15 protein-coding genes, 1 tRNA gene and 1 pseudogene are annotated in these 21,422 nt (G+C 66.5%); 3 read left to right on the top strand and 14 right to left on the bottom strand.

What is annotated here, in order from left to right:
* Positions 1 to 123: 123 nt before the first annotated feature.
* The 9 genes from ACWIDZ_RS15885 to ACWIDZ_RS15845 form a co-directional block, all read right to left on the bottom strand.
* Positions 124 to 699, bottom strand: coding sequence for a hypothetical protein (locus tag ACWIDZ_RS15885; protein WP_453990348.1), 576 nt, complete (start codon positions 697 to 699; stop codon positions 124 to 126).
* Positions 699 to 2,012 carry an MFS transporter gene (locus ACWIDZ_RS15880; RefSeq protein WP_453990350.1) on the bottom strand — a complete coding sequence of 438 codons (1,314 nt, stop codon included), beginning with the start codon at positions 2,010 to 2,012 and terminating at the stop codon, positions 699 to 701. The genes ACWIDZ_RS15885 and ACWIDZ_RS15880 overlap by 1 nt, the downstream gene beginning before the upstream one ends.
* An 85-nt stretch (positions 2,013 to 2,097) precedes the next feature.
* On the bottom strand, positions 2,098 to 4,065 hold the full coding sequence (locus tag ACWIDZ_RS15875; protein ID WP_453990352.1) for an outer membrane protein assembly factor BamB family protein: 1,968 nt from the start codon (positions 4,063 to 4,065) through the stop codon (positions 2,098 to 2,100).
* Positions 4,066 to 4,085: 20 nt separating this feature from the next.
* The gene (locus ACWIDZ_RS15870) at positions 4,086 to 4,964 is read right to left on the bottom strand and encodes a ThuA domain-containing protein (protein ID WP_453990354.1); all 879 of its coding nucleotides are present in this window, start codon (positions 4,962 to 4,964) and stop codon (positions 4,086 to 4,088) included.
* Between the two features lie 64 nt (positions 4,965 to 5,028).
* Positions 5,029 to 7,767: a TonB-dependent receptor domain-containing protein gene (locus ACWIDZ_RS15865; RefSeq protein WP_453990356.1), complete on the bottom strand. Its 2,739-nt coding sequence runs from the start codon at positions 7,765 to 7,767 to the stop codon at positions 5,029 to 5,031.
* Between the two features lie 104 nt (positions 7,768 to 7,871).
* Positions 7,872 to 8,756 carry an HpcH/HpaI aldolase/citrate lyase family protein gene (locus ACWIDZ_RS15860; RefSeq protein WP_346487948.1) on the bottom strand — a complete coding sequence of 295 codons (885 nt, stop codon included), beginning with the start codon at positions 8,754 to 8,756 and terminating at the stop codon, positions 7,872 to 7,874.
* Positions 8,753 to 10,027, bottom strand: coding sequence for a CaiB/BaiF CoA transferase family protein (locus ACWIDZ_RS15855; protein ID WP_291778493.1), 1,275 nt, complete (start codon positions 10,025 to 10,027; stop codon positions 8,753 to 8,755). The genes ACWIDZ_RS15860 and ACWIDZ_RS15855 overlap by 4 nt, the downstream gene beginning before the upstream one ends.
* Positions 10,020 to 11,768 carry a thiamine pyrophosphate-binding protein gene (locus ACWIDZ_RS15850; protein WP_453990358.1) on the bottom strand — a complete coding sequence of 583 codons (1,749 nt, stop codon included), beginning with the start codon at positions 11,766 to 11,768 and terminating at the stop codon, positions 10,020 to 10,022. Before ACWIDZ_RS15850 ends, ACWIDZ_RS15855 begins: the two co-directional genes overlap by 8 nt.
* A gap of 11 nt (positions 11,769 to 11,779) precedes the next feature.
* The gene (locus ACWIDZ_RS15845) at positions 11,780 to 13,210 is read right to left on the bottom strand and encodes an aldehyde dehydrogenase family protein (RefSeq protein ID WP_453990360.1); all 1,431 of its coding nucleotides are present in this window, start codon (positions 13,208 to 13,210) and stop codon (positions 11,780 to 11,782) included.
* A 195-nt stretch (positions 13,211 to 13,405) separates the two neighbouring features.
* On the opposite strand from ACWIDZ_RS15845, the gene ACWIDZ_RS15840 reads away from it, so the two are divergent.
* Positions 13,406 to 14,287: a LysR family transcriptional regulator gene (locus ACWIDZ_RS15840; RefSeq protein WP_291778485.1), complete on the top strand. Its 882-nt coding sequence runs from the start codon at positions 13,406 to 13,408 to the stop codon at positions 14,285 to 14,287.
* Here ACWIDZ_RS15840 and ACWIDZ_RS15835 read toward each other — a convergent pair whose 3' ends face one another.
* The 3 genes and pseudogenes from ACWIDZ_RS15835 to ACWIDZ_RS15825 all read right to left on the bottom strand — a co-directional run bounded on the left by ACWIDZ_RS15835 (position 14,288) and on the right by ACWIDZ_RS15825 (position 16,020).
* On the bottom strand, positions 14,288 to 14,641 hold the full coding sequence (locus ACWIDZ_RS15835) for a hypothetical protein (protein ID WP_453990362.1): 354 nt from the start codon (positions 14,639 to 14,641) through the stop codon (positions 14,288 to 14,290).
* A gap of 604 nt (positions 14,642 to 15,245) precedes the next feature.
* Positions 15,246 to 15,533, bottom strand: a pseudogene (locus tag ACWIDZ_RS15830) (transposase); the annotation flags it as partial.
* 205 nt (positions 15,534 to 15,738) lie between these two features.
* Positions 15,739 to 16,020, bottom strand: a complete 282-nt coding sequence (locus ACWIDZ_RS15825) for a hypothetical protein (protein WP_454071147.1) — start codon at positions 16,018 to 16,020, stop codon at positions 15,739 to 15,741.
* Here ACWIDZ_RS15825 and ACWIDZ_RS15820 point away from each other — a divergent pair.
* Complete coding sequence (locus tag ACWIDZ_RS15820) at positions 15,908 to 20,344, top strand: IPT/TIG domain-containing protein (protein WP_454077661.1); 4,437 nt, start codon at positions 15,908 to 15,910, stop codon at positions 20,342 to 20,344. The genes ACWIDZ_RS15825 and ACWIDZ_RS15820 overlap by 113 nt on opposite strands.
* A 175-nt stretch (positions 20,345 to 20,519) precedes the next feature.
* On the opposite strand, the gene ACWIDZ_RS15815 is transcribed toward ACWIDZ_RS15820, so the two are convergent.
* Positions 20,520 to 20,804 (bottom strand): helix-turn-helix domain-containing protein, encoded by a 285-nt coding sequence (locus ACWIDZ_RS15815; protein WP_453990368.1) that lies wholly within the window; start codon positions 20,802 to 20,804, stop codon positions 20,520 to 20,522.
* A gap of 49 nt (positions 20,805 to 20,853) precedes the next feature.
* On the opposite strand from ACWIDZ_RS15815, the gene ACWIDZ_RS15810 reads away from it, so the two are divergent.
* The gene (locus ACWIDZ_RS15810) at positions 20,854 to 21,018 is read left to right on the top strand and encodes a hypothetical protein (protein ID WP_453990370.1); all 165 of its coding nucleotides are present in this window, start codon (positions 20,854 to 20,856) and stop codon (positions 21,016 to 21,018) included.
* A gap of 309 nt (positions 21,019 to 21,327) precedes the next feature.
* Here the strand turns inward: ACWIDZ_RS15810 and ACWIDZ_RS15805 are convergent.
* Positions 21,328 to 21,404: transfer RNA gene (locus tag ACWIDZ_RS15805), tRNA-Met, on the bottom strand.
* Between the last annotated feature and the right edge of the window lie 18 nt (positions 21,405 to 21,422).

The raw sequence follows: 21,422 nt of genomic DNA, 5'->3' as shown, positions 1-21,422 counted from the left end.
TGACCGAGAACGCCGCCTCCCCCGCCGCCGCCGGCAGACGCGCCGCCGTCACCACAACCTCGTCAACGACAACCGGCTGAGACTCAATCACCTGGAACCCCCCTCAACTCACGACCTGCACGGCTACCTGGGCGGCAAGGCCTTGCCGAGATAGCCGATCACCGTGTCGATGTCGTCCGCCGAGGCCTGCATGCCATTGGCCTCCATGCGAGCCACGATGGAATCCCATTCCGCTTCGGTGTGGCCTGTAGCGGTCACCAGGACAAGGGAGTGACAGGTCCCGCACAGGCGCTGGGCCACATTGCGCCCCGCACCGGCGGGCAGGACGCCCGGTTGGACCGCCGGCTTCGCGGCGGGCGGAGGAGGCGGCGTCTGTTGCGCCGGGACATTCACCTTCACGGCGGGGGCGAGCGCGGAGGGGGCCACGGACGGGCGCGCAGCCGCCTCCTCCGGCGGCGTCCTGGGCGCAGTGACAGGCGGCGCGGCTTGCGCCGGAGCCTCGGATGCGACCTCGGTCGGCGCGGGCGCCACTTCGGGGTGCGCCGCTGCGGGCGCCTCAGCGATCGGGGCGGACGACGGTTCCGACGTCGCTTCCGGCCGGGCCGAGTGAGAGGGTTGGCACGCCGCCAGACTCAGGGCCGCAACCAGAGCGCCGGCCGAGACGCAGACGGTAGGCGAAATCGGGAACATCGACCGCATCACTTGAACTCCTCTGCGGCGGGCTCGGCGATGCGTTCCACTCGGCCGACCAGGAAGGTGTAGGAAAGAGCCCCGATCAGGGCGAGCACGCCGATGAAGGCCAGACCGCCGAAGAACGACCCGGTCGCGGCGACGATGAAGCCGATCATCATCGGCGTGACGATGCCCGCCAGATTGGTGCAGAAGTTGAAGACCCCGGCGGTCAGGCCGATCAGGCTCTTGGGCGCCACGTCTGAAATCAGGGTCCAGCCCAGGTTCGACATGCCCTGACCGAAGAAGGCCACAGACATGACGGCGATCACCAGAACGTCGGACTTGAGGAAAGCCGCCGAGATGATCGTCGAAGACAGCAGCAGCCCCCCGACGATCGGCAGTTTGCGTCCGAAGGTGGCCGAGCCGCTGCGCTTGACCAGGGCGTCCGAAAGCTGGCCGCCGATCAGCACGCCGACCGAGGCGGCGATGAAGGGCAGCACCGCCATCCAGCCGACCTTGAGCCAGGGCATGTTGCGTTCAGCCACCAGATAGGTGGGGAACCAGGTCAGGAAGAAAACGAGGGTGGCGTTGGTGGCGAACTGGCCGATGGAGGCGCCCAGGATCTGACGCTTGCCGAGCAGCCAGCCGATCTGCTTCCATGAGAAAGACGTCTTGCCCGCCGTCGACGCCAGGCCGCCGCCGCCCGCCGCGATGTGATCCAGCTCGGCCTGGTTGACCATGCGGCTGTGCTCGGGATCACGATAGACCTGCCACCACAGCAGCGCGAACAGCACGCCGATGACGCCGGCGATGATGAACAGAGCGCGCCAGCCGAAGGTCCCTGTCACCCAGAACAGGACCGGGCTGAGGAAGGCGATGCCGAAATACATGCCCACGGAGTAGACGCTGTTGGCGCGGGCCCGCTCCTGCTGCGGGAACCAGGACACCAGGATGCGGCTGTTGGCGGGGAAACACGGCGCCTCGGCCGCGCCAAGGCCCAGGCGATAGACGATGAGCGAGATCAGTCCCGTCGCCGCGCCCTGCAGGGCGGTGAACACCGACCAGACCCCGACCGACAGAGCGTAGGTCAGTCGGACGCCGAAGCGATCCAGGAACATCCCGCCCGGAATTTGCGCCAAAGCGTAGCTCCAGGAGAAGGCCGAGAACAGCACGCCCATGGTCGCCGCGCCGAGCGCCAGATCCTGCGACATGCTGGGCGCCGCGACCGCCAGGAGCGAACGGTCCAGATAGTTGATCATCGTCCCGACGGCGATCAGGGCCAGCACGACATAGCGCGCGCGGGTCCTCTTTTTCGGCGAGGCGGACAGGGCTGCGTCCATTGGCTGAATCCACTGACTAGAGACGGCCCGACGACGCCGGGCGAAAAACACGCCCCGCGAGGTCTTCCTCGCGGGGCGTCAGGCGCTAGGGGAGGACGAAGGCGTTCAAGGTGTCGGACATCCGTCGCGCGGCCACGGCGGTGCCGCCGGCGCCGGTGACGACCACATACTGCTTGCCGTCCTTGCCCATGAAGGTGATCGGCGTGGTGTGGGCGCTGGCGTCCAGTTCGACCGACCACTTCTCTTCGCCGGTACGGGCGTCATAGGCGCGGAAGGTGCGGTCGTTGGCAGCCCCGATGAAGACCAGGCCGCCCGCCGTCTGGATGTTGCCGCCTAGGTTGCGCGCTCCGGTGGCCACATCGGTCTTCAGGCCGGGAATGGTTCCCAAGGGCGCGCGCCACAGGATCTCGCCCTTGCTGATGTCGACCGCCACCAGTTCGCCCCACGGCGTGGGGGTGCAGGGCAGCATGGTGTCGGCGTCGATGCGGTAGGCGAAGCCGGACTGGGTGATCGGCGCGCCCGGCTCGGCGGCGACGCGGCGGCGCGGAGGGCGCGGACCGCCGAAGATCGGGGTCACCGGCCCAGCCGGGCGGAATTGCGCCATGTTCTGAACATTGACGATGAAAACGTCCGAGTTCGGATTGTAGGACGGCCCGCCCCAGTTCGGTCCGCCCAGGGTCGAGGGGAAGCTGAGCGTGCCGCGCGTCATCAGCGGCCGCCCGTAGAGCCCCGTCACCTGGATGTTGTTCTCATCCCAGAAAGCGGTGCAGTAGGCGTGCTGTTCCGGCGTGATGTAGGGGATTTCATCCCGCGTCATCGTGACCCGCGCCAGCGGACCGGGGCGAACCGGGAAGGGTTGCGTGGGCCAGGCCTCGTCCTTGGGGTCGTCGCTGCGCGGCGTGGGCCGCTCTTCGATCTCGTGCAGGGGCCGCCCGGTCAGGCGGTCGTAGACGAACAGAAGGCTCTGCTTGCCGGTCAGGGCCACGGCCGGAACGGTGTGGTCGCCCTCGCGGAAATTCACCAGGATCGGCGGGGTGGGCATGTCCCAATCCCACAGGTCCTTGTGCGTGACCTGATGGTGCCATTTGAGCGCGCCGGTGCGGGCGTCCAGCGCCAGCAGGCTGTTGGCGTACAGTTCGGATCCCGTGGCGCGGCCGTTCAGGTCGCCCACCGGCGCGAAGACGATGCCGTTCTCCTCATCGATGGTGATGGTGGACCAGACATTGGCGCCGCTGCGGTCCTTCCACTCGTCGCCGACATAGCCTTCATGGTTGGCCTCGCCAGGCTGGGGCACGGTGTGGAAGGCCCAGACCAGTTCGCCCGTCCGCACGTCCCAGGCGCGCACGTCGCCACGCGGACCGGGAGGGCCCATTTCGCCGGGACGCGAGCCGGTGATGATCAGGTTGTCGTAGAGGGCGACCGGGTTGGGAATGGTGAAGGTGTCGCGACGGCTTTCGCCCACCACGTCCGACACCACGCCGACATAGGCGTCGACCTGTCCGCCCTGGCCGAAATCCGCCGCCAACTGGCGCGTACGCACGTCCAGCGCCGCCAGATAACCCTTGTCCGTCGCGAAGATGATGCGTGGGCCGTGGGTCGCGTCGCCCGGCCACCAGGCGATGCCGCGACCGTGGATGTTGCGCTCCGACTCCCACTTCCACAGCACCTTGCCGGTCTCTGGCTCCAGGGCGGTGATGGTGGACTTCAGCTCGGGAATGTTCGGATTGGTCGGCGTCGAGACATACATGACCCCGTCGATCACCAGGGGCGTCACCTCCCAGCGGTAATCCAGACCACGATCGCCCTCGTCGTCGGTTCCGCCGCCGTAGCGGAAGGTCCAGGCTCGCTGAAGGCCGCCGACATTCTCCGGCGTGATCTGCGTCAGGGGCGAGAAGTTGGTCGCGCCGGGATTCTGGCCGTAGCTGCGCCAGGTCGTTCCGTCGTCGGGCGTTTGTCCTCCGGATTGGGCCCCGGATTGGGCCAGGGCCGGAGATGCGGCCATGAGGATCAGCGCCAGGCTGGCGCCGACGCCTTTGAGAGCGCTCTTGGTCATGGGGCGTTCCTCTTGCTTGTTCATTGTGCGGGATCGGGCGTGACGTCGGCGTCGGTCAGGCCGAGCGCCCATTTGATGCCTTCGAGCTGGAAGTTGCTGAGGACAGGATCGTCCCAGATCGCCTCGACGTGGCCGAGGGAGCTGACGAAGACGCGGCCCCGGCCATAGGTCTTGGCCCAGGCGACCGGGAAGTCGCCGTCCGGACGACGCGCCAGCTGTTCCGGCGTCAGGCGCGAGGGATCCAGCCTCAGGATGGTGTGGACGCCGCCCTTCACATAGGGGGCGCCGAGATAGGGAAATTGATCGGTGATGGTGTCCGGCAAGGCGGCTGCGCCTGGGAAGTCCGGATCGGCGACGATCACCCCCGTCGGCTCCACCCGATACTCGCCGGCCATGAAGCCGCCGATCATCTCGCCGTATTCAGGCCAGTCGTAGAAGGCGATGGTGGCCGCGTGGCCGCCGATGAACCCCTTGCCGTCCTCCTTCACGAAGGCGAGCAGGTCGGCCTTCTGCTGGTCCGACAGCGTTCCGGCGCCGCTGCTGAGCATGAAGACGGCGTCGAAATAGTCGAGGTTGCGCGCATTGATCGGCCGCCCTTCGTAGCGGCTGCCCGTGCCGAGGATCGGCGTGCGGGTGATCAACTGGGAATCGGTGCGCAGGAAGGCCACATAGGCGCCGCTCTCGCGTCCGAGCCGTTCGATCACGGCCATGGCGTGATTGATCGAGTCGTGATGGAAGCCCGTCTGCACGTCGGCGATGACCAGCAGCTTCTTCTTGCCCGCATAGGGGTCCGGCATGGCCTGTCCCGGCGCCGGCGCCTGGGCGCAGACGGTCCCGGCCCCCAGCATCAGGCTGATCGCCCCCGCCAGCACCGCCAGCCACGTCTTCAACTTGCTCATCCGCTCCTCCCTGCGAAAGCATCGGAAGCGGCGAGGGTCGAAACCCCGCCGCTTCCGACCGGTGTCAGAACCGTTTGGTCAGCTCCACCGACCAGACCCGTCCGAACGGGTTGTGATTGCCCAGATCCACCGCCGTCGTGCCGCTGAGCACGATGGGCGGCTGTTCGTCGGTGAAGTTCTGCACATTCACCGCCACGCGGACGCCGTCCAGAACCCCGCCGTCGTCGAAGTCATAGGCCAGGCCGGCGTCCCAGGTCGTCCAGGCCGGAATCTCCGTGTCCGGCAGCTTGACCCCGCCGACGGTGATGGTGGCGTTGTTCAGATAGGAGCCGACATAGTTGGCCGTCACATTGGCGGTGAGGCCGTCGCGCCGGTAGTTGACGTTGAAGCGCCCCCGCTCGGACACCTGGAAGCCATAGGTGTCGAGGGCGTCGAACAGCGGACCGCCCGCCACCACGCTCTTCTCCAGGTTCAGCACCTTGGAGACGCTGGCGTTGAAGGCGAAGTCGCCGATCGAAGTCTCGTGCAGATAGTTGACCCCGAAATCCAGGCCGCTCTGCTTGACCTGGCCCAGGTTCAGCCGGCCGCCGGTGATGATGCCGACCATGGAGCAGTCGTTGATGGTCGACGGCGAGTAGACGGCGTTCGGGTCCGTCAACCACGGCCGATAGGCGGGGTTGTAGGTCGAATAGTCGCCGTTGACGCAGCTGGTCGGCTGAGGCGCAGCGATGAAGAAATCCTTGTAGAGCGCCAGGTTTTCCGGGCTCGACAGGATCAGGGTCTGGTTCGGAAGGTTCTCGATCCGATCCTCATAGTTGACGTTGTAATAGGTCAGGCTGAGCTTCAGGTCCGGCAGGTAGTTCGGACGATATTCGCCGCCCAGAGACCAGATGGTCGCCGACTCCGGCCGCAGGCCGGCGGTGTTGCCGGTACGCGACAGGACCGCGCTCTGGCCCGAGGCCGGATTGGTCACCGGGATGTTCGGATCGTTCAGGCCGTTGCTGACATAGACGCGGTTGGTCTGGCCGACCGTGGCCGGGTTGGCCTCGATCAGCGTCGGAGCGCGGAAGGAGGTGCCCCAGCTGGCGCGAACCAGGAACTCCTCGTTCGGACGCCAGGTCAGACCGATCTTCGGATTGGTGGTGTCGCCCGCATCCGAATAGCTGTCGTAACGAATGGCCGCGCTCAGATCGAGCGACTGCATCAGCGGTACGCCCTGCGCCTCCGACACGATCGGCACGAAGACCTCGGCGAAGGCGGATTTCACCTCGCGCATGCTCTTGGTGAAGCGCGAAGTCTGATAGTCGCCGGCCAGGTTGAGCGTGTTCTGCGCCTTCAGATACAGCTTGTGGCGGGAGAACTCGGCGCCCGCCGCCAGACGGACCTCGCCGGCGGGCAGGCTGAACAGCGGGCCGTCGATCTTGGCCACGGCGTCGAACAGAACCGTGTCGTACTGCTGGATGAAGCCCCCGACGAGGGCGTCGGCGCCCGGCTGTGATCCCAGGAGATAGGGATTGAAGCCCCAGGAGGCGTTGCTGGCGATGACGTTGCCGACCGTCGTGTTCACCTGCGGCTGGCAGACGTTGCACGAATCCGTCTTCCCGTAGGTCAGCAGCCCCGAGAACCGATAGTCCCTGGGCAGGTCCAGGGTCATGTCGATCGAGTGGTTGATCGTCTCCTCGCGGTTGTCCTGGCTGCGCGAGACGTCCGGGTTATTGAGCGAGAAGTTGTAGACCAGCGTCTGGTTCGCCGTCGGGTTCGGCATGCCCGGAATATAGTAGGGGCTGTCGGGCGTCAGCCGGATCGAGACGCGCTCGAAACCGTCGCCCGATCGGGAGGAGTTCTCACGCAGGTTATAGATGCCGGTATAGCCCAGCTCGAAACCCGGAGCGACTTCCTGGCGCAGTTTGAACATGGCCGCATGGCGTTCGCGCGCCGTGTAGAAGTCGTAGAGATACGAGGAGTCGTAGAGCTCGGGCGTGCCCTGCAGCGCCAGCACGTCGGCGGCGTTGGGGATTGCCCCGTTGGTCTGCGGCAGGCCGTAGACCGTATTGCCGATGATCAGCGCCCCAGGCGCCCCCGGATAGACGGTCGTGCCGACCAGACGGTTGTCATTGCCGCCGAAGGGACGCAGATCCTGCCTCATGTAATCGCGCGTGCTGCGCGGAACGCTGTCGTTCTTGTCCCAAGACCCGGCGAACATGACCCCGCCGCCTTCCCAGGTGCGGCCGATCACGCCGTCGATGACGTACTGATCGTACAGGGAGTTGACCCAGCGGCCGGTGATCTCGGCGCCGTCGTAGTTGCGGCGCGTGATGTAGTTGACCACGCCCGCCACCGCATCCGAGCCGTAGATGGCCGAGGCGCCGTCCGTGACGACCTCGACCCGCTCGATGGCGGAGAAGGGAATGAGGTTCGGGTCCGAGACCTGGGCGTTGCCGCCCTGCGGCACCACCCGGCGGCTGTCGAACAGCACCAGGGTGGCGTTGTTGCCCAGACCGCGCAGGTTGACGCCCGCCGCCCGGCCGCCCGACGACGCCAGGGTCGTGCCCTGGCTGGAGGCCTGAGGCAGGCTGGCCACCAGGGCGCTGGCGTCCTTGGCCGGCGCCTGGACCAGATCCTCACGCGTCATGCCGACCGTGGCCGACCCCACGGGAGCGACCCCGCGAATGGCCGTGCCGGTGACGACGATCGCCTCGACCTCGACCGCCTCGGGCGCCGGCGCGGCCGTCTGCTGAGCCCAGGCCGCATGGCCCGTCAGCACGACGCCGGCCGCCGTCGTTCCCATCAAAATGGCGCGCACGCGCCGTCCCCGGCTCCTTGCAGGAGCCTGGCTCATTCCTTCAATCGACACTGTCATCCTCCCCGCAAGCCTGCTGTTCTTTCTGCGCAGGCCTTTGCTTTCCCTTAGTTGTTCCCTCGATCTTCGATCTTGCGTTCGATCATTCGCCTCCTTTCGAGCAGGGCCTGCGCCCGGCTCAGGATCGGTTTGTCAATCATGCGTCCGTTGAGCGCGAAGGCGCCGACGCCGGCCATGCGCGCCGCGTCGACGATGGCCAGCGCCTCGCTGACCTCCGCCTCGCTCGGCGCGAAGACCGCGTTCAGCACCGCAATCTGCGACGGGTGGATGCAGGCCGCCCCCACATGGCCCAGCCGGCGCGAGCGGACCGCCACCTCGCGATAGCCGTCCAGGTCGTCGAAGCGCGTCGCCTGGCCGACCAGACCCAGGGGCGCGACCCCGTTGGCCGCCGCCGCGATCACCATCTGCTGACGAGGCAGGCGCAAGGTCTCCTCGCTCGGCTCCACGCCGAGGTCGCGCGCAAAATCCTCATTGCCCAGGTTGACCGCGATGATCCGCGCGCTGGCCTCGAGAATGGACGGCAAGGCCAGAAGCCCCTTCGCCGTTTCAACCAGCACCAGCAGACGGGTCGCGCCGTGCGCCACGCCAGCTTCGGTTTCTGCAGCCTGGACCAGGCGGTCGATGCGGCGGATTTCGTCCCCGCTCTCCACCTTCGGCAGCACCAGGGCGCAGACGCCGGGCCGCACGGCCGCGCGGACATCCTCCTCGATCAGCCCCGCCTCCGCGTTGACGCGCACCAGAACGTCCGCGCCCCAACGGCCGACAGCCTTGATCGCTGCGCCCAGGGCCGCCCGAGCCGTCGCTTTCAGTTCCGGCGGCACGGCGTCTTCAAGGTCCAGGATGACGGCGTCCGCCTCACGCACCCGCGCGGAGCCGACATGCTTTTCCTGATGCGCCGGCACATAGAGGAGGGATCGCCAGACGGGCGTCATGCCGCATCCTCCGTCAGAGGCAGGGCCGCATCGATGACCACGCCTTCGGAGATCAGACGGGCGGCCTCCGCCTCGTCGAAGCCGAGCTGCTCCAGGATATCGCGCGAATGCTGGCCCAGGACCGGCGCCGGCAGGCGGATCGAGCCGGGCGTGCCCGACAGGCGCGGCACCACGTGATGCATCGGCAGATGCTCGATCTCCGCATCCGGATAATCGGCCAGGATTTCGCGCTCCACGACGTGCGGATCTTCCATGATCTGCGAGACGTCGTAGATCGGACCGACGGTGACCTCGGCCTCCTCCATCAGGGCGACCAGAGCCGCCTGGTCGTGTCGACCGATGAAGTCGCCGATCGCGGCGTCCAGTTCTTCCACGTGCTTCAGCCGATCGGCGTTGGCGGCGAACCGGGGATCAGCCGCAAGATCCGCGCGACCGATCGCCTGGAGAATCCGCATGGCCATGGTCTGGGTCGACCCCGACAGGCTGACGTATTTGCCGTCGCGACAGCGATAGACGTTGCGCGGCGCCGAGTTGCTGGACCGGCTGCCTTCGCGGCGACGCGTCTTGCCGCTGAGGCGATAATTGGCCGCCTGCGGCCCCAGAAGGGCGAACAGGGGATCATAGAGCGGCAGGTCGATCACCTGCCCCTTTCCGTCGGGACGTTCCGCCTCGCGCAGGGCCAGCAAGGCGGCCGAGGCGCCATAGGTCCCCGCCACGCCGTCCGCCAGATACATGGGCGGCAGGACCGGCTCGCGGTCCTCGAAGCCGTTGATGGCGGCGAACCCGGACATGCCCTCGATCACCGTGCCGAAGCCCGGCCGCTTGCGGTAGGGCCCGCCCTGCCCCCAGCCGGACACGCGAACGATCACCAGGCGAGGATTGAGCGCGTGCAGAACCTCGGGGCTTAGGCCCATCTTCTCGAGCACGCCCGGCCGGAAGCTCTCGACGAGGATGTGCGCGGTGGGGACCAGCTTGCGAAAGATCTCGCCGGCGCGCGGATTGCGCAGATCCAGACCCAGGCTCTTCTTGTTGCGGGCGTAGATCTTCCAGTGGGTGGAGACGCCTTCGGTCTTCCAGCCGCGCAGGGTGTCCCCGGCGGGCGGCTCGACCTTGATCACCTCGGCGCCGAAGTCGCCCAGGATCTGGGTCAGGACGTTGCCGGCGAACAGTCTGGACAGGTCCAGCACCCGGACCCCGTCGAGCGGTCCAACGGCGTCCGGCTGATAGTCCCGCTGACGCAGACCCGGTTTGAGCGGCGGCGCGTCAGTCATTGCCGGTCGCCAGGAAGTCGGCGATGTCCCAATAGCCCGTGCGCGGCATCGGCACGTCCCCGCGCGTGCGCACTTCCAGCAGGAAGGGGCCGCGCTCGGCCATGGCGGCGCGTACGCCCGCCTCCAGATCGGCCGGCTCCTCGATCAGCGCCGACTTGATGTTGAACGACCTGGCCAGAAGCTGGAAGTCGGGATTGTAGAGTTCGCCGTCCGGCGATCGGAATTCCGTGCCGTACTTGTTGTTGAAATAGGTCGAACCGACGGTGCGGATGGTCGAGTAGCAGAAGTTGTTGAACAGGACCCACAGCACGGGAATGTCCAGTTCGACCGCCGTGGTCAGCGCGCCCAGCACCGACATCAGACCACCGTCCCCGACAAGGCCCAGCACCTTGCGATCGGGCGCGCCCATGGCGGCGCCGACGGCGGCGGCGGGAGAATAGCCCATGGTCGCCATGCCGCCGCTGGTCAGGAAGCCGTTGCGGCCCTGGATCTCCAGTTGCTGACCGGCGCCGTTCTTGTTCCAGCCCACATCCGTCACGAAAATGGCGTCTGCGGGCGCCGCATCGGACAGCACCTTAAGCAGCCGCGCCGGATGGATCGGCTTGGTGTCGATCTCCTGCGTCTCCTTCAGCTCTTCGCGCCAGGCGGCCTTGCGCTGGTCCAGCAGGACGCGCTGGGCCTCGACGGCCGCCTGCGGGCGGGGCTGATCGCCGAGGGCGGCTGACAGTTGCGTCAGGGTCGCCCGCGCGTCGCCGACGATGCCGACGTCAACCGGATAGCTCTTGCCGATCTCCTGCGGGTCCAGATCGATCTGGATCAGCGCCGTGCCGGGAATGTTGAAGGTGTGCTCGGGCCGCCAGGAGCTGCAGTCTGCCTCGCCGAAGGCCGTGCCGACAGCCAGGATGACGTCGGCCGTGCGCGCCGTATCGTTGGCGACGCGCGCGCCCCAGATGCCGGTCGTGCCGACCGACAGCGGATGGCTTTCCGGAAAGACGCCCTTGCCGACCAGGGTGGTCGCCACCGGCGCGCCAAGTTGCTCAGCCAGAGTCTTCAGCGCCTCATAGGCGCCCGACAGAGCCACGCCGTTGCCGGCGAAGATCACCGGATTGGCGGCGGCCTTCAGCAGGGCGGCGGCCTCGGCCACGCCTTCGGCGTCGCCCATGGGGCGGGCGAAGTTCGGGCGGCGCGAACGCGTCTGGGCCTCGGCCGAAATCTTCTGGGCGAAGACGTCCATCGGGATGTCCAGCAACACCGCGCCGGGTCGGCCTGTCTGGGCGATGTTCAGGGCCCGGTGCATCACGTCCGGCAGGTGGCGGGCGTCGTCCACGCGCCAGACCCGCTTGCAGATCGGCCTGAATATATCGCCCTGGGAAGCGTCGGCGTGCAGGCGCATGCTCTGATGCGCCTCGCGCGGGTGGTGATAGGTCGGGGTGTTGCCGGTTATGACCAGCATCGGCGTTCCATCCATCGCCGCCGAAGCGACCCCGGTGACGGTGTTGGTCAGTCCGGGCGACAGGTGGACATTGATCACCGCCAGCTTGCGCGATACCCGGTAGTAGGCGTCGGCCGCGTGGACCGCCTGCTGCTCATGGCGGAAGGAGACATATTCGATGCCCAGCCGGTCGCAGGCGTCGATCAGGGCGTAGTTGGTATGGCCGCACTGGCCGAAGACCTTCTCGACGCCTTCTTCCTTGAGGCACTGCGCCATGAAGATGGCGGCGGTTACGCTGTCTGCTGACATATCCAAATCCATCACAGAGTGATCGTGACGAGACGCTCTTCGGTCATCTCGCGCATGGCGTAGCGGGGGCCCTCGACCCCGACGCCGCTGTCCTTGACGCCGCCGAAAGGCATCAGGTCGACGCGGCTGCTGGAGGCTTCGTTCAGGTGCACCACCCCGACGTGCAGACGCTCTGCGGCCTTCAGGGCGCGGCTCAGGTCGCGAGTGAACAGACCCGCCGCCAGGCCAAAGGGGGTGGCGTTCACACGCTCGATCGCTTCATCCAGCGTGTCGAACGGCAGGATGGTCAGGACCGGGGCGAAGATCTCCTCGCACAGCACCTTCGATCCAGGATCGACCTCGGCCAGGACGGTGGGGGCCAGAACGGCCCCGCGCCGTTCGCCGCCCGCCAGCACCCTGGCGCCCTTCGCCTCGGCCTCGCGGACCCAGGCCTCGGCGCGCGCGGCCTCGGCCTCGCTGATCATCGGGCCGACATCGGTAGAGTGGTTGCGCGGGTCGCCCACCTTGAGCGCGGCGACCTGGGCCAGGAACATCGGCAGGAAACGCTCCAGGACCGACCGCTCGACGAACAGTCGCTGGGTCGAGGTGCAGGCCTGGCCCTGACGGCGGAAGCCGGACTGGGCGCAACGAACGGCCGCCCGCTCCAGATCGCCGTCGGCGCAGACGATGGTGGCGGCGATGCTGCCCAGCTCCAGAGCCGTGGCGCGCATACCCCTGCCGGCCTGGATCGCCTTGCCGACCGGCGTGCTGCCGGTGAAGGTGAAGAAGTCCACGCCGGGATGGGCGGCCAGCGGCGCGCCCACATCGGCGCCGCCGCCATGAACCAGGTTGATCAGTCCGCCGGGAATCCCCGCCTCGAGCATCAACTCGAACAGACGCGTCGCCGCCAGAGGCGTGGCGACCGGCGGCTTGAACACCACGGCGTTGCCCGAAGCCAGGGCGGGCGCGACCTTATGCGCCACCATGTTCAGCGGCGAGTTGAACGAGCTGATGCCCCCGACCACCCCCCGCGGCGCGCGCAAGGTATAGGCCATGCGCCCCGACTGACCGGCCGCGCCCTGGATCGGCACGATCTCGCCGGTCAGGCGCCGACCTTCCTCGGCCGACACCCGGAACGTCTCGGCGGCGCGGGCGACTTCATTGTCTGAATCCTTCCACGGCACGCCGGACTCGGCGACGATCGTCGCGGCCAGCGCCTCGCGATCCCTCAGGATCAGATCGGCGACCCGATGCAGCAGCCGACTGCGCTCGTAAGGCTCGATACGGACGGCGGCGAAGGCGGCGCGGGCGGCCGCAACCGCCGCATCGACCTGAGCTGCGGCGGCCGAACGGACGCGCCCCAGCGCCTCGCCGGTCCACTTGTCGATCACCGGGATCACCGGGCCTTCGCCCTCGATCCACCGGCCGTCGATCAGCATCCTGATGTCGTATTGATCCTGCATTCTCTCTTCCCTGTCCCTCGCCTCTCCGGACGTTGGGACCTTGCCGAACCGCGAGCGACCTCGCGATCCGTCTTGTGAGTGGTAACAATCGCCACACTGAAGGAATAGTGACGTTTGCTGTTTCGATAGGTAACGTTTCCTTATGTATAGGGCAGCTGCCGTCGCCCTCCCGCAGCGCGTCGAGGCGGATGAAAGATGAAGTTCGAATTCCTGATGACCCTCAACTCCGTCCTGAGGCACGGCAGTTTCGCCAATGCCGCCGACGACGTGGGCCTGACCGCCAGCGCCGTCAGCCTGCAGATGAAAAGGCTGGAGGAATATCTGGGTCAGCCGCTTTTCGACCGCTCGGGGCGATCTGTCCGCCCGACCCCCCTCGCGGTCGAACTGGCTGAAAACGTGCGCGGCGCGCTCGACGCCATGGAGGAGGCGCGCACTCGCCATGCCGCAGCCCTGACCGGCCGGGTCGTCATCGGCGCCATCCGCTCGCTGCAACCCACGATGATTCCCCTGGTGCTGCGCGAGATCGGCGGACGGCACCCGAGCCTCAGCGTGCGCGTGATCCAGGGCGACTCCGGCGAGCTTCTGGAGCACCTCAAGGCGGGACGGCTGGACGGCGCCGCCCTGGTGCGCCCGACGTCCGGCGGATCAAGCCGCCTTTACTGGCAGGACCTCGAACAACAGCCCTTCGTATTCGTCGCGCCGCCCGACAGCATCGAAACCACGGCGGAGGCGCTCATCAGCCGCTACGACTGGATTCAGTTCGACACCTCGCTCACCAGCGGCCGCACCGCCGCCAGCTATCTGCATCGACTGTCCCCGGGAACGCGCCCGCGCTTCGAACTGGAGTCGATCGAGGCCGTCCTGGCCATGGTTTCGGCCGGGCTCGGCGTCTCCATCATTCCGCGCCTGCCGACCAGTTCGCGGGTACGGGCTCCGGTGCGCCAGATCCGCCTCGACGACGATACCCCGACACGCAAGATCGCCTTCGTGTGCCGCAGCGGCGACGCCGACAACCGTCGCGTCATGGCGATCCGCGACGCCTTCGCAACCGGCTACGGCGTCACGCGCGACGAGTGATCAACCGCCCATCGACGCGGCTTCGTCCTTGCCCAGATTAGCTGCGAGATAGTCGGAGACGTCATAGAGATCGTCCTCGGCCGCCGTCATGCCCTTGGCCATCATGCGGCCGATGACTTCGTTCCACTCATCCTGGGTGTGCCGCTGGGAGGCGAACATGCCGACCGAATGGCATTGACCGCAGATCTGCTGAGTCAGCGCCCGCCCTTCGCCGTCGGGCAGGCTGTAAGCTGTGACGGCAGACGGCTGCGGCGTCCGGGCGGCCGCCCCGTCGGCCTGCCTCGTCATCGCCGAAGCCCCCACCGCGACAGCCAACGCCCCTGCTCCAGCCAGACCAACAAATAAAAAACGCACTCCACTCTCCTTCACTCGATATGCTGCGACGACAGCATAAGCATTTATGCATCAGCTTCGCGGGCCCAGATCAACAGGCGACACAGGATAGAAGATCGAGCGCTCAGCCCGCGCGAACGCGCCAACCTGGTCCGCTGAGCTCCTTCCCGGACTGCTGCGGTTCGTTGTTTGACGTCTAGCTGCCGGGCTTTCACGCACTCCCAAATGCGGAGAACAAGAATGTCCCGGCGCACCCATTCACTTTCGGGATTGAAGCGTGCCTGCCCACGTCCAGTTCGCGGATTTTTCACATAGAGGAGGCGGTTTCAGATCAAGGCGTCACGGTAGAGTTCGTTATTCAGAATGCCCGTCCCTCGCGCCACGTGGCCTCGCATGGTCGCCGCCATCAAGAATTGCGATATATCCATAGGCTATGCCGCCTCCGGACCGTCTATTTCGATGCGCCCTCGTTGGCCGGCGGCGCGCCTTGTCGGCCAGGTCTTTGAGAAAGACGGCATTAATTGTGCCCCGGAATCCAATCGGGAGCTCGTCGACCTGACCGCCTGCGGCGTGTGCAGGGCGAGCTTGTACACATGAGTCGTGTCAGCCAGGATGTCGCCCGCCTGATCGTGTCGAGCATGGCCTGGGCGGAGCGTCCATCGTGGGCCTGGCCTTCGGTCAGTTTCAGGCGATCGGCAGCCCGTTGGCGTCGACCAGGACGTGGATTTTGGTCGTCAGCCGCCCCGCGAACGATCGGGGATGTCCGCCCACGGAGCCCCGTACGCAATCTCCAGAAGATGCCGTTCAACACCCGCCGGTCATCGACCCGAGGCACGACGCGCGGCTTGTTCGGCAGCAAGGGCTGGATCACCGACCACTCGAAATCCATCAGATCAAAGCGCGCCATCACCAAATCCTCGCTCAGCAGTGAGGCGAGTCACTCAAAGCCTGTTATGGAGGTCTGTGACCTAGGCTGGCGGACCCAGATCGGGGTCGCCTCAGCGCCAGGAGCGGTCATTGTGATCGGTGCCCAGAGCAGTTTTTTGGGGACGCTATCCTGCGAAGACGGCCACAATCGTAAACCACTGGTAAATCAGTTTCGTGCATCGACGCCGCGTTTAAGGTGAAGCTTGCGGGTCCTGTTCCCGCCTGGGGGCATTATGGCATTCGGCGATGTCGCGCGCGGGTTTTTTGACGGTCTGCGGGGCTGCTGTCCGGAATCGTGACGAGGCCGCTGCGACGGCGCGGTTCGGCGTGAGGGCGGCCAGCTTGGCCTTATCCCTCATCATGCTGTTGGGTCTGGTTTCGCCTGCTTCCGCGCAGAGCGATATGGCGGCCCCCACGGTGAGCTCGGTCACGCCGAAGGCCGGGCCGACTGCGGGCGGCGCGCTCGTGTCCATCAGCGGCTCAGGCTTCCTCCTTGCGCAGCCTACAGGAGCCGTGAAAATTGGGGCGACGAACGCGACCTATACTATTCAGAGCGACACCCGGATCAGGGCGACGACGCCCGCCAATGCAGCCGGAACCTATGACATCACTGTCACGACACCGAGCGGAACCAGCGCCACGTCATCGGCGGATCAGTACACCTATGTCGCGCCTCCCACGGTGAGCTCGATCTCGCCGGCGGCCGGGCCGACCACAGCCGGGACGAAGGTGACGATCATCGGAACCAACTTCACTCACGCAACGGGAGTGACGTTCGGCGAGAAATCGGCGCTCGGATATGCCGTCAACAGCGACACCCAGATCACGGCGACAGCTCCAGCCGGAACCGGAACGGTGGACGTTGGTGTGACCACAGCGGGCGGCGCCGTCTCGGCCGCGGATCTGTACACCTATGTCGCGGCGCCGACAGTGACCTCGATTTCGCCAGCGACAGGCCTGGCTGCAGGTGGGACGACGGTGACGATCACCGGAACCAACTTCAGCGGCGCAACGAGGGTGACGTTCGGCGGGACGGCGGCGAGCTATACGGTCAACAGCGACACCCAGATCACGGCGACAGCTCCAGCCGGAACCGGAACGGTGGACATTCGTGTGACCACCGCGGGCGGACCCAGCGCCTGGTCAATTGGGGGTTTTTACACCTATATCCCGGCGCCGACGGTGACCTCGGTCTCGCCCTCAGAGGGTCCGACCACAGGTGGTGCGACGGTGCAGATCACCGGAACCAACTTCACCGACGTGAAGGGGGTGTCGTTTGGTGGAACGGCGGCGTCTCGCTATACGATCAGCGGATCGTCGATCTGGGCGACGGCTCCGGCCGGTACCGGGACGGTGGACATTCGCGTAACCACGGCGGGCGGAACCAGCGCTGTCTCGGCGGCGGATCAGTACACCTATGTCGCGGCGCCGACAGTGACCTCGATTTCGCCAGCGACAGGCCTGGCTGCAGGTGGGACGACGGTGACGATCACCGGAACCAACTTCAGCGGCGCAACGAGGGTGACGTTCGGCGGGACGGCGGCGAGCTATACGATCAACAGCGACACACAGATCACGGCGACGGCTCCGGCCGGAACCGGGACCGTGAACGTTCAGGTGAGAACGGCAGGCGGAACCAGCGCCGCGTCATCGGCCGATCAGTACACCTATGCCGCGGCGCCGACGGTGGCCTCGCTCTCGCCGAGGGCGGGCCCGACGGCAGGCGGAACGATAGTGACAATCACTGGAACCAACTTCACCAATGTGAAAAGCGTGATGTTCGGCGGAACGGCGGCGCTTGCCTATGCAGTCACCAGCAGCAACCAGATCACGGCGGCGGCTCCCGCCGGAACCGGGACCGTCGACGTTCAGGTGACCACGGCAGGTGGAACCAGCGCCACGTCATTGGCCGATCAGTACACCTATGCCCCGGCGCCCGTCGCATCGGCGGCTTCGGCCAGCGTGGGCTATGAGACGCCCCAGGCCATCGACCTCAGCGGCGTCATCACCGGGATTCACACGAGCATTGGGCTCGGCAGCTGGCCGGCGCACGGCGCTGTCGCCGTGGCCGGCGACGTGATCATCTATACGCCCGCGCCCCTCTACTACGGTCCGGACAGCTTCACCTATACGGCCGCAGGGCCTGGCGGGACCTCGGCTCCGGCCACAGTGACGGTGACCGTGGCCGCGCCGGCGGCGCCCGTCGCAGCGGCGGCTTCGGCCGGCGCGGGCTATGAGACGCCCCAGGCCATCGACCTCAGCGGCGTGGTCACCGGGGTTCACACCAGCATTGCGGTCGCAAGCGGGCCGGCGCACGGCGCTGTCGCCGTGGCCGGCGACGTGATCACCTATACGCCGAAGCCTCTCTACTACGGTCCGGACAGCTTCACCTATACGGCCACAGGACCCGGCGGGACTTCGGCTCCGGCCACAGTGACGGTGACCGTGGCCGCGCCGTCGGCACCCGTCGCAGCGGCGGCTTCGGCCGGCGTGGGCTATGAGACGCCCCAGGCCATCGACCTCAGCGGCGTGGTCACCGGGGTTCACACCAGCATTGCGGTCGCAAGCGGGCCGGCGCACGGCGCTGTCGCCGTGGCCGGCGACGTGATCACCTATACGCCGAAGCCTCTCTACTACGGTCCGGACAGCTTCACCTATACGGCCGCAGGACCCGGCGGGACTTCGGCTCCGGCCACGGTGACGGTGACGGTAGCGACACCGTCTCCGCCGGTCGTGGAACAACCGACCGATCCGGTCATGGCGCCTCATGCCCCGGGCGGCGGTTCGGTTTCGGTCAATCTCAGCCTTATCAGTCAGGGCGCAATCGATGGTTACCGAATTACGGGCGCCAGCCGGTTTGGCGTAGCCGAGATTATCGATAGCGCCGCTGCTTCAACCCTGAAGGCTTCAGCGGCGCCGAAGGCGGCGCGCCCCTATCAACTGACCTATAAATCCGCTGCGAACTTCATGGGCACGGACACGGTAAACGTGGTGGCCTATGGTCCCGGCGGCGATTCTGCGCCGGCGACCTTCACCTTCCTGGTGGCGGGCAAGGCGCCGGATTTGTCGGCGCAAGTGACTTCTGGCGCTTCTGTGACCTTCATGCCGACAGCCGCACTGGTGGGGGACCAATTCCAAGGTCTGCGCATCACCCGCGCGCCGGACTTCGGCACGGTCACTGTGAACGGTCTAAGCCTCGTCTTCACGCCCGGCGTCAACGGCGGCGCGACCTCGCTCGACTATGTCATCGAACTGCCGTTCGGCGCCTCGGCCCCGGGGCGGATTGACCTGACGGCCGACGCCTTGCCGGCTTCAGCGGCTCTGGTCGCTCAGACCCTTCAGGGGGCGCCAGTGACGGTTCGGATTAGCGATGTCGAAGGCGGCCCCTTCACCGCCGCCGCCACGATCTCGATGGGGCCGACGGCTGCGGGCGAGGCGAGCATCGCCAAGGTCGGGAACGACTATGACCTGACCTTCGTCTCGATCGGCGACTTCACGGGCGAAGCGATTGTCAGCTACAGCCTCAGCAACGCCTTCGGCACGACCCGCAGCACCCTGACCGTCACGGTCGAGGCGCGACCAGATCCGTCGCTGGATCCCGAAGTCAGAGGGGTGGCGACCAGCCAGGTCACCTCTGCCCGTCGCTTCGCTGACGCTCAGATCAACAACTTCCAGCAACGTCTGCGCGATCTGCACGACGGGACCAACGCCTCGTCCAATGGTCTGAGCCTGAACCTGGGACTGGGCGGCGCTGATGCGGACCGCGATCCGCGACAAGCTCTTCGCCGTCAGCTGGGACTGGATCGCCGTCTCGATCCCGACGCCTTGGGCGACGATCGCGAGCGTGACATGCTGGGCTTGGACCTCTGGGCTGGCCGAATGCAACTCGCAACCCCGACAGCCGCAAGCGACGATCGCTTGAACACGACGCCGCAGTCCGCGAATGACGCTGGCGCCCCGGTTGGCCTGTGGACCGCCGGTTCGGTGGACTGGGGACGTCAGGATGCGACCGGCCAGAGCGACAGCCGCTTCACCACGCAGGGCCTGACGGTGGGTCTGGACGTCAAGATCTCTAATCAGCTGATCGTCGGCGCCGGCGTCGGCTATGGTGAGGACAAGACCCGGATCGGCGACAACGGCTCGCTGACCCTCGGCCAGGCCGTCACCGGCGCCTTCTACGCCAGTTGGCGTCCGGCCGAGGCCTTCTATGTCGATGGCCTGGTCGGCTACGCGGATCTCGACTTCACCTCCCGTCGCTGGGCTGCGGGACTGGCCGGTCAGGCGGACAGCTATGCCGAGGGCGATCGGTCCGGCGACGTGCGCTTCGCCTCGGTCGCCCTCGGTCGCGTTCAAAACGGCGAGCGGGTGGCCCGTGACCTCTATGCACGACTGGACGCTCGCGACATCTCCCTGGACGGTTTCGTCGAAACCGGTAGCGGCCTGTCCGCACTCAGCTGGGATGAGATCCAGCAGAAGAGCCTATCGGTGAACCTAGGCGCGTCCTGGCGCTGGACGCTGGACATCCGTCGCCACGGCCAATTCCGCCCCAGCGCCCGTATCGAGTGGTCTCATGAGCTCGAGGATATCGGCGAACAGGGCGTACGTTATGCTGATTGGACGACGAGCCCGACCTATCTGGTCCCGCTGAACGCCTGGTCGCGCAACGTGCTCAATCTGGCTCTGGAGAACGAATGGTCGTTGAGCGAGCGCCTGATGCTCAACATCGGCTATCGCGGCGCCTTCGGTGACGCCAGCATCAGCCACGGCGCTCAGTTCGGGATGAAATACGGTTGGTGACGCCAAAGGGGCTGCAACCCAACTGCGGCCCCTAAAACCTTGACGACAACTGTCGTGGAAGATGCGCAGCGACTGGCAGCATTCGTTTAGAATCGGTGCGCATCTTAGCACGAGATCCGACGCATCGTGCTGAGAGCAGACATTTCGAACCACCGCTTTGAGTCAGGGGCGGTCCTTAGGATTTAGGGTGGCGGCCACTCGGTAGTGATCGCGGCTCAGCCTCCCCCTGCTCAGGCAGAACGAAAAACGCCGAAACGGACACCCCCAGTACGCCCGCGAGTCGATCCAGCAGATCGACCGACGCATTGCCCAACTGGCGCTCGATCTCGCTCAGATAGGCACGATCAATGCCCGCATCAGCGGCCAAGCGCTCCTGCGAGATGCCGCGTTCCGTCCGCGGCTTCTTGAGATTCCACGCCACCAGCGCCCGTCCGTTCATGGCGGCAAGCGACAGCTTCACCGCTCGTTAAACCACGGGATATCCTACGGATTAAATCTGGAGGGTTCTGATGAAGAAGATCGTCTTCGCCATTTCAGTTCTGATTGCAGTCATTGCGTTCGGAGGCGCCGCATCCGCACAAGCCGACGCCTGCTCCACGAATGGCGGCTATCCGCCCGGGAGCCCCAATGCGGTCATGGCGCGGATGCGGAAGCGCCTATGCGGCCTGTGTTGAAGCGCAGCGCGCCCGCACACCGCCCGTGAACTGGACGCCGACGCGCATTCGCACCGCCGCGCGCCAGGCGGTTGTGAATAAACTGCGCGATCCGTCGTCAGCCCCGTTCCGGAATGTACGCCGCATCGAGCACTCCAACGGCTCGACCATGTTCTGCGGCGAGGTGAATGGGCAAGTTCCAGTTGGAAGTGCACGGCAGCCTGGCCGCCTTGCTGGCGCTAGGGCAGGCCCGAAACGCAAGAAACCCCACGGCTGGGGGCCATGGGGTTTCCGTAGATCAGAGCCTCACGTCCGGGTGTGAGGTAATGCTGGGTGCGGGAGCAGGATTTGAACCTGCGACCTTCAGGTTATGAGCCTGACGAGCTACCGGGCTGCTCCATCCCGCGGCAAGGCGGTGCGTAAAG

The organism is Brevundimonas sp. NPDC055311 (genome assembly GCF_053645695.1).
The sequence above is the reverse complement of the archived record's forward strand: the minus strand, read 5'-3'. Positions and strand labels throughout refer to the sequence as shown.

Coding starts and splice junctions, on each gene's coding strand:
- ACWIDZ_RS15885 (WP_453990348.1), bottom strand. CDS start 699: ATGCGGTCGATGTTCCCGATTTCGCCTACCGTCTGCGTCTCGGCCGGC.
- ACWIDZ_RS15880 (WP_453990350.1), bottom strand. CDS start 2,012: ATGGACGCAGCCCTGTCCGCCTCGCCGAAAAAGAGGACCCGCGCGCGC.
- ACWIDZ_RS15875 (WP_453990352.1), bottom strand. CDS start 4,065: ATGACCAAGAGCGCTCTCAAAGGCGTCGGCGCCAGCCTGGCGCTGATC.
- ACWIDZ_RS15870 (WP_453990354.1), bottom strand. CDS start 4,964: ATGAGCAAGTTGAAGACGTGGCTGGCGGTGCTGGCGGGGGCGATCAGC.
- ACWIDZ_RS15860 (WP_346487948.1), bottom strand. CDS start 8,756: ATGACGCCCGTCTGGCGATCCCTCCTCTATGTGCCGGCGCATCAGGAA.
- ACWIDZ_RS15855 (WP_291778493.1), bottom strand. CDS start 10,027: ATGACTGACGCGCCGCCGCTCAAACCGGGTCTGCGTCAGCGGGACTAT.
- ACWIDZ_RS15850 (WP_453990358.1), bottom strand. CDS start 11,768: ATGTCAGCAGACAGCGTAACCGCCGCCATCTTCATGGCGCAGTGCCTC.
- ACWIDZ_RS15845 (WP_453990360.1), bottom strand. CDS start 13,210: ATGCAGGATCAATACGACATCAGGATGCTGATCGACGGCCGGTGGATC.
- ACWIDZ_RS15840 (WP_291778485.1), top strand. CDS start 13,406: ATGAAGTTCGAATTCCTGATGACCCTCAACTCCGTCCTGAGGCACGGC.
- ACWIDZ_RS15820 (WP_454077661.1), top strand. CDS start 15,908: ATGCTGTTGGGTCTGGTTTCGCCTGCTTCCGCGCAGAGCGATATGGCG.
- ACWIDZ_RS15825 (WP_454071147.1), bottom strand. CDS start 16,020: ATGGACACGAGCGCGCCGCCCGCAGTCGGCCCGGCCTTCGGCGTGACC.
- ACWIDZ_RS15810 (WP_453990370.1), top strand. CDS start 20,854: ATGAAGAAGATCGTCTTCGCCATTTCAGTTCTGATTGCAGTCATTGCG.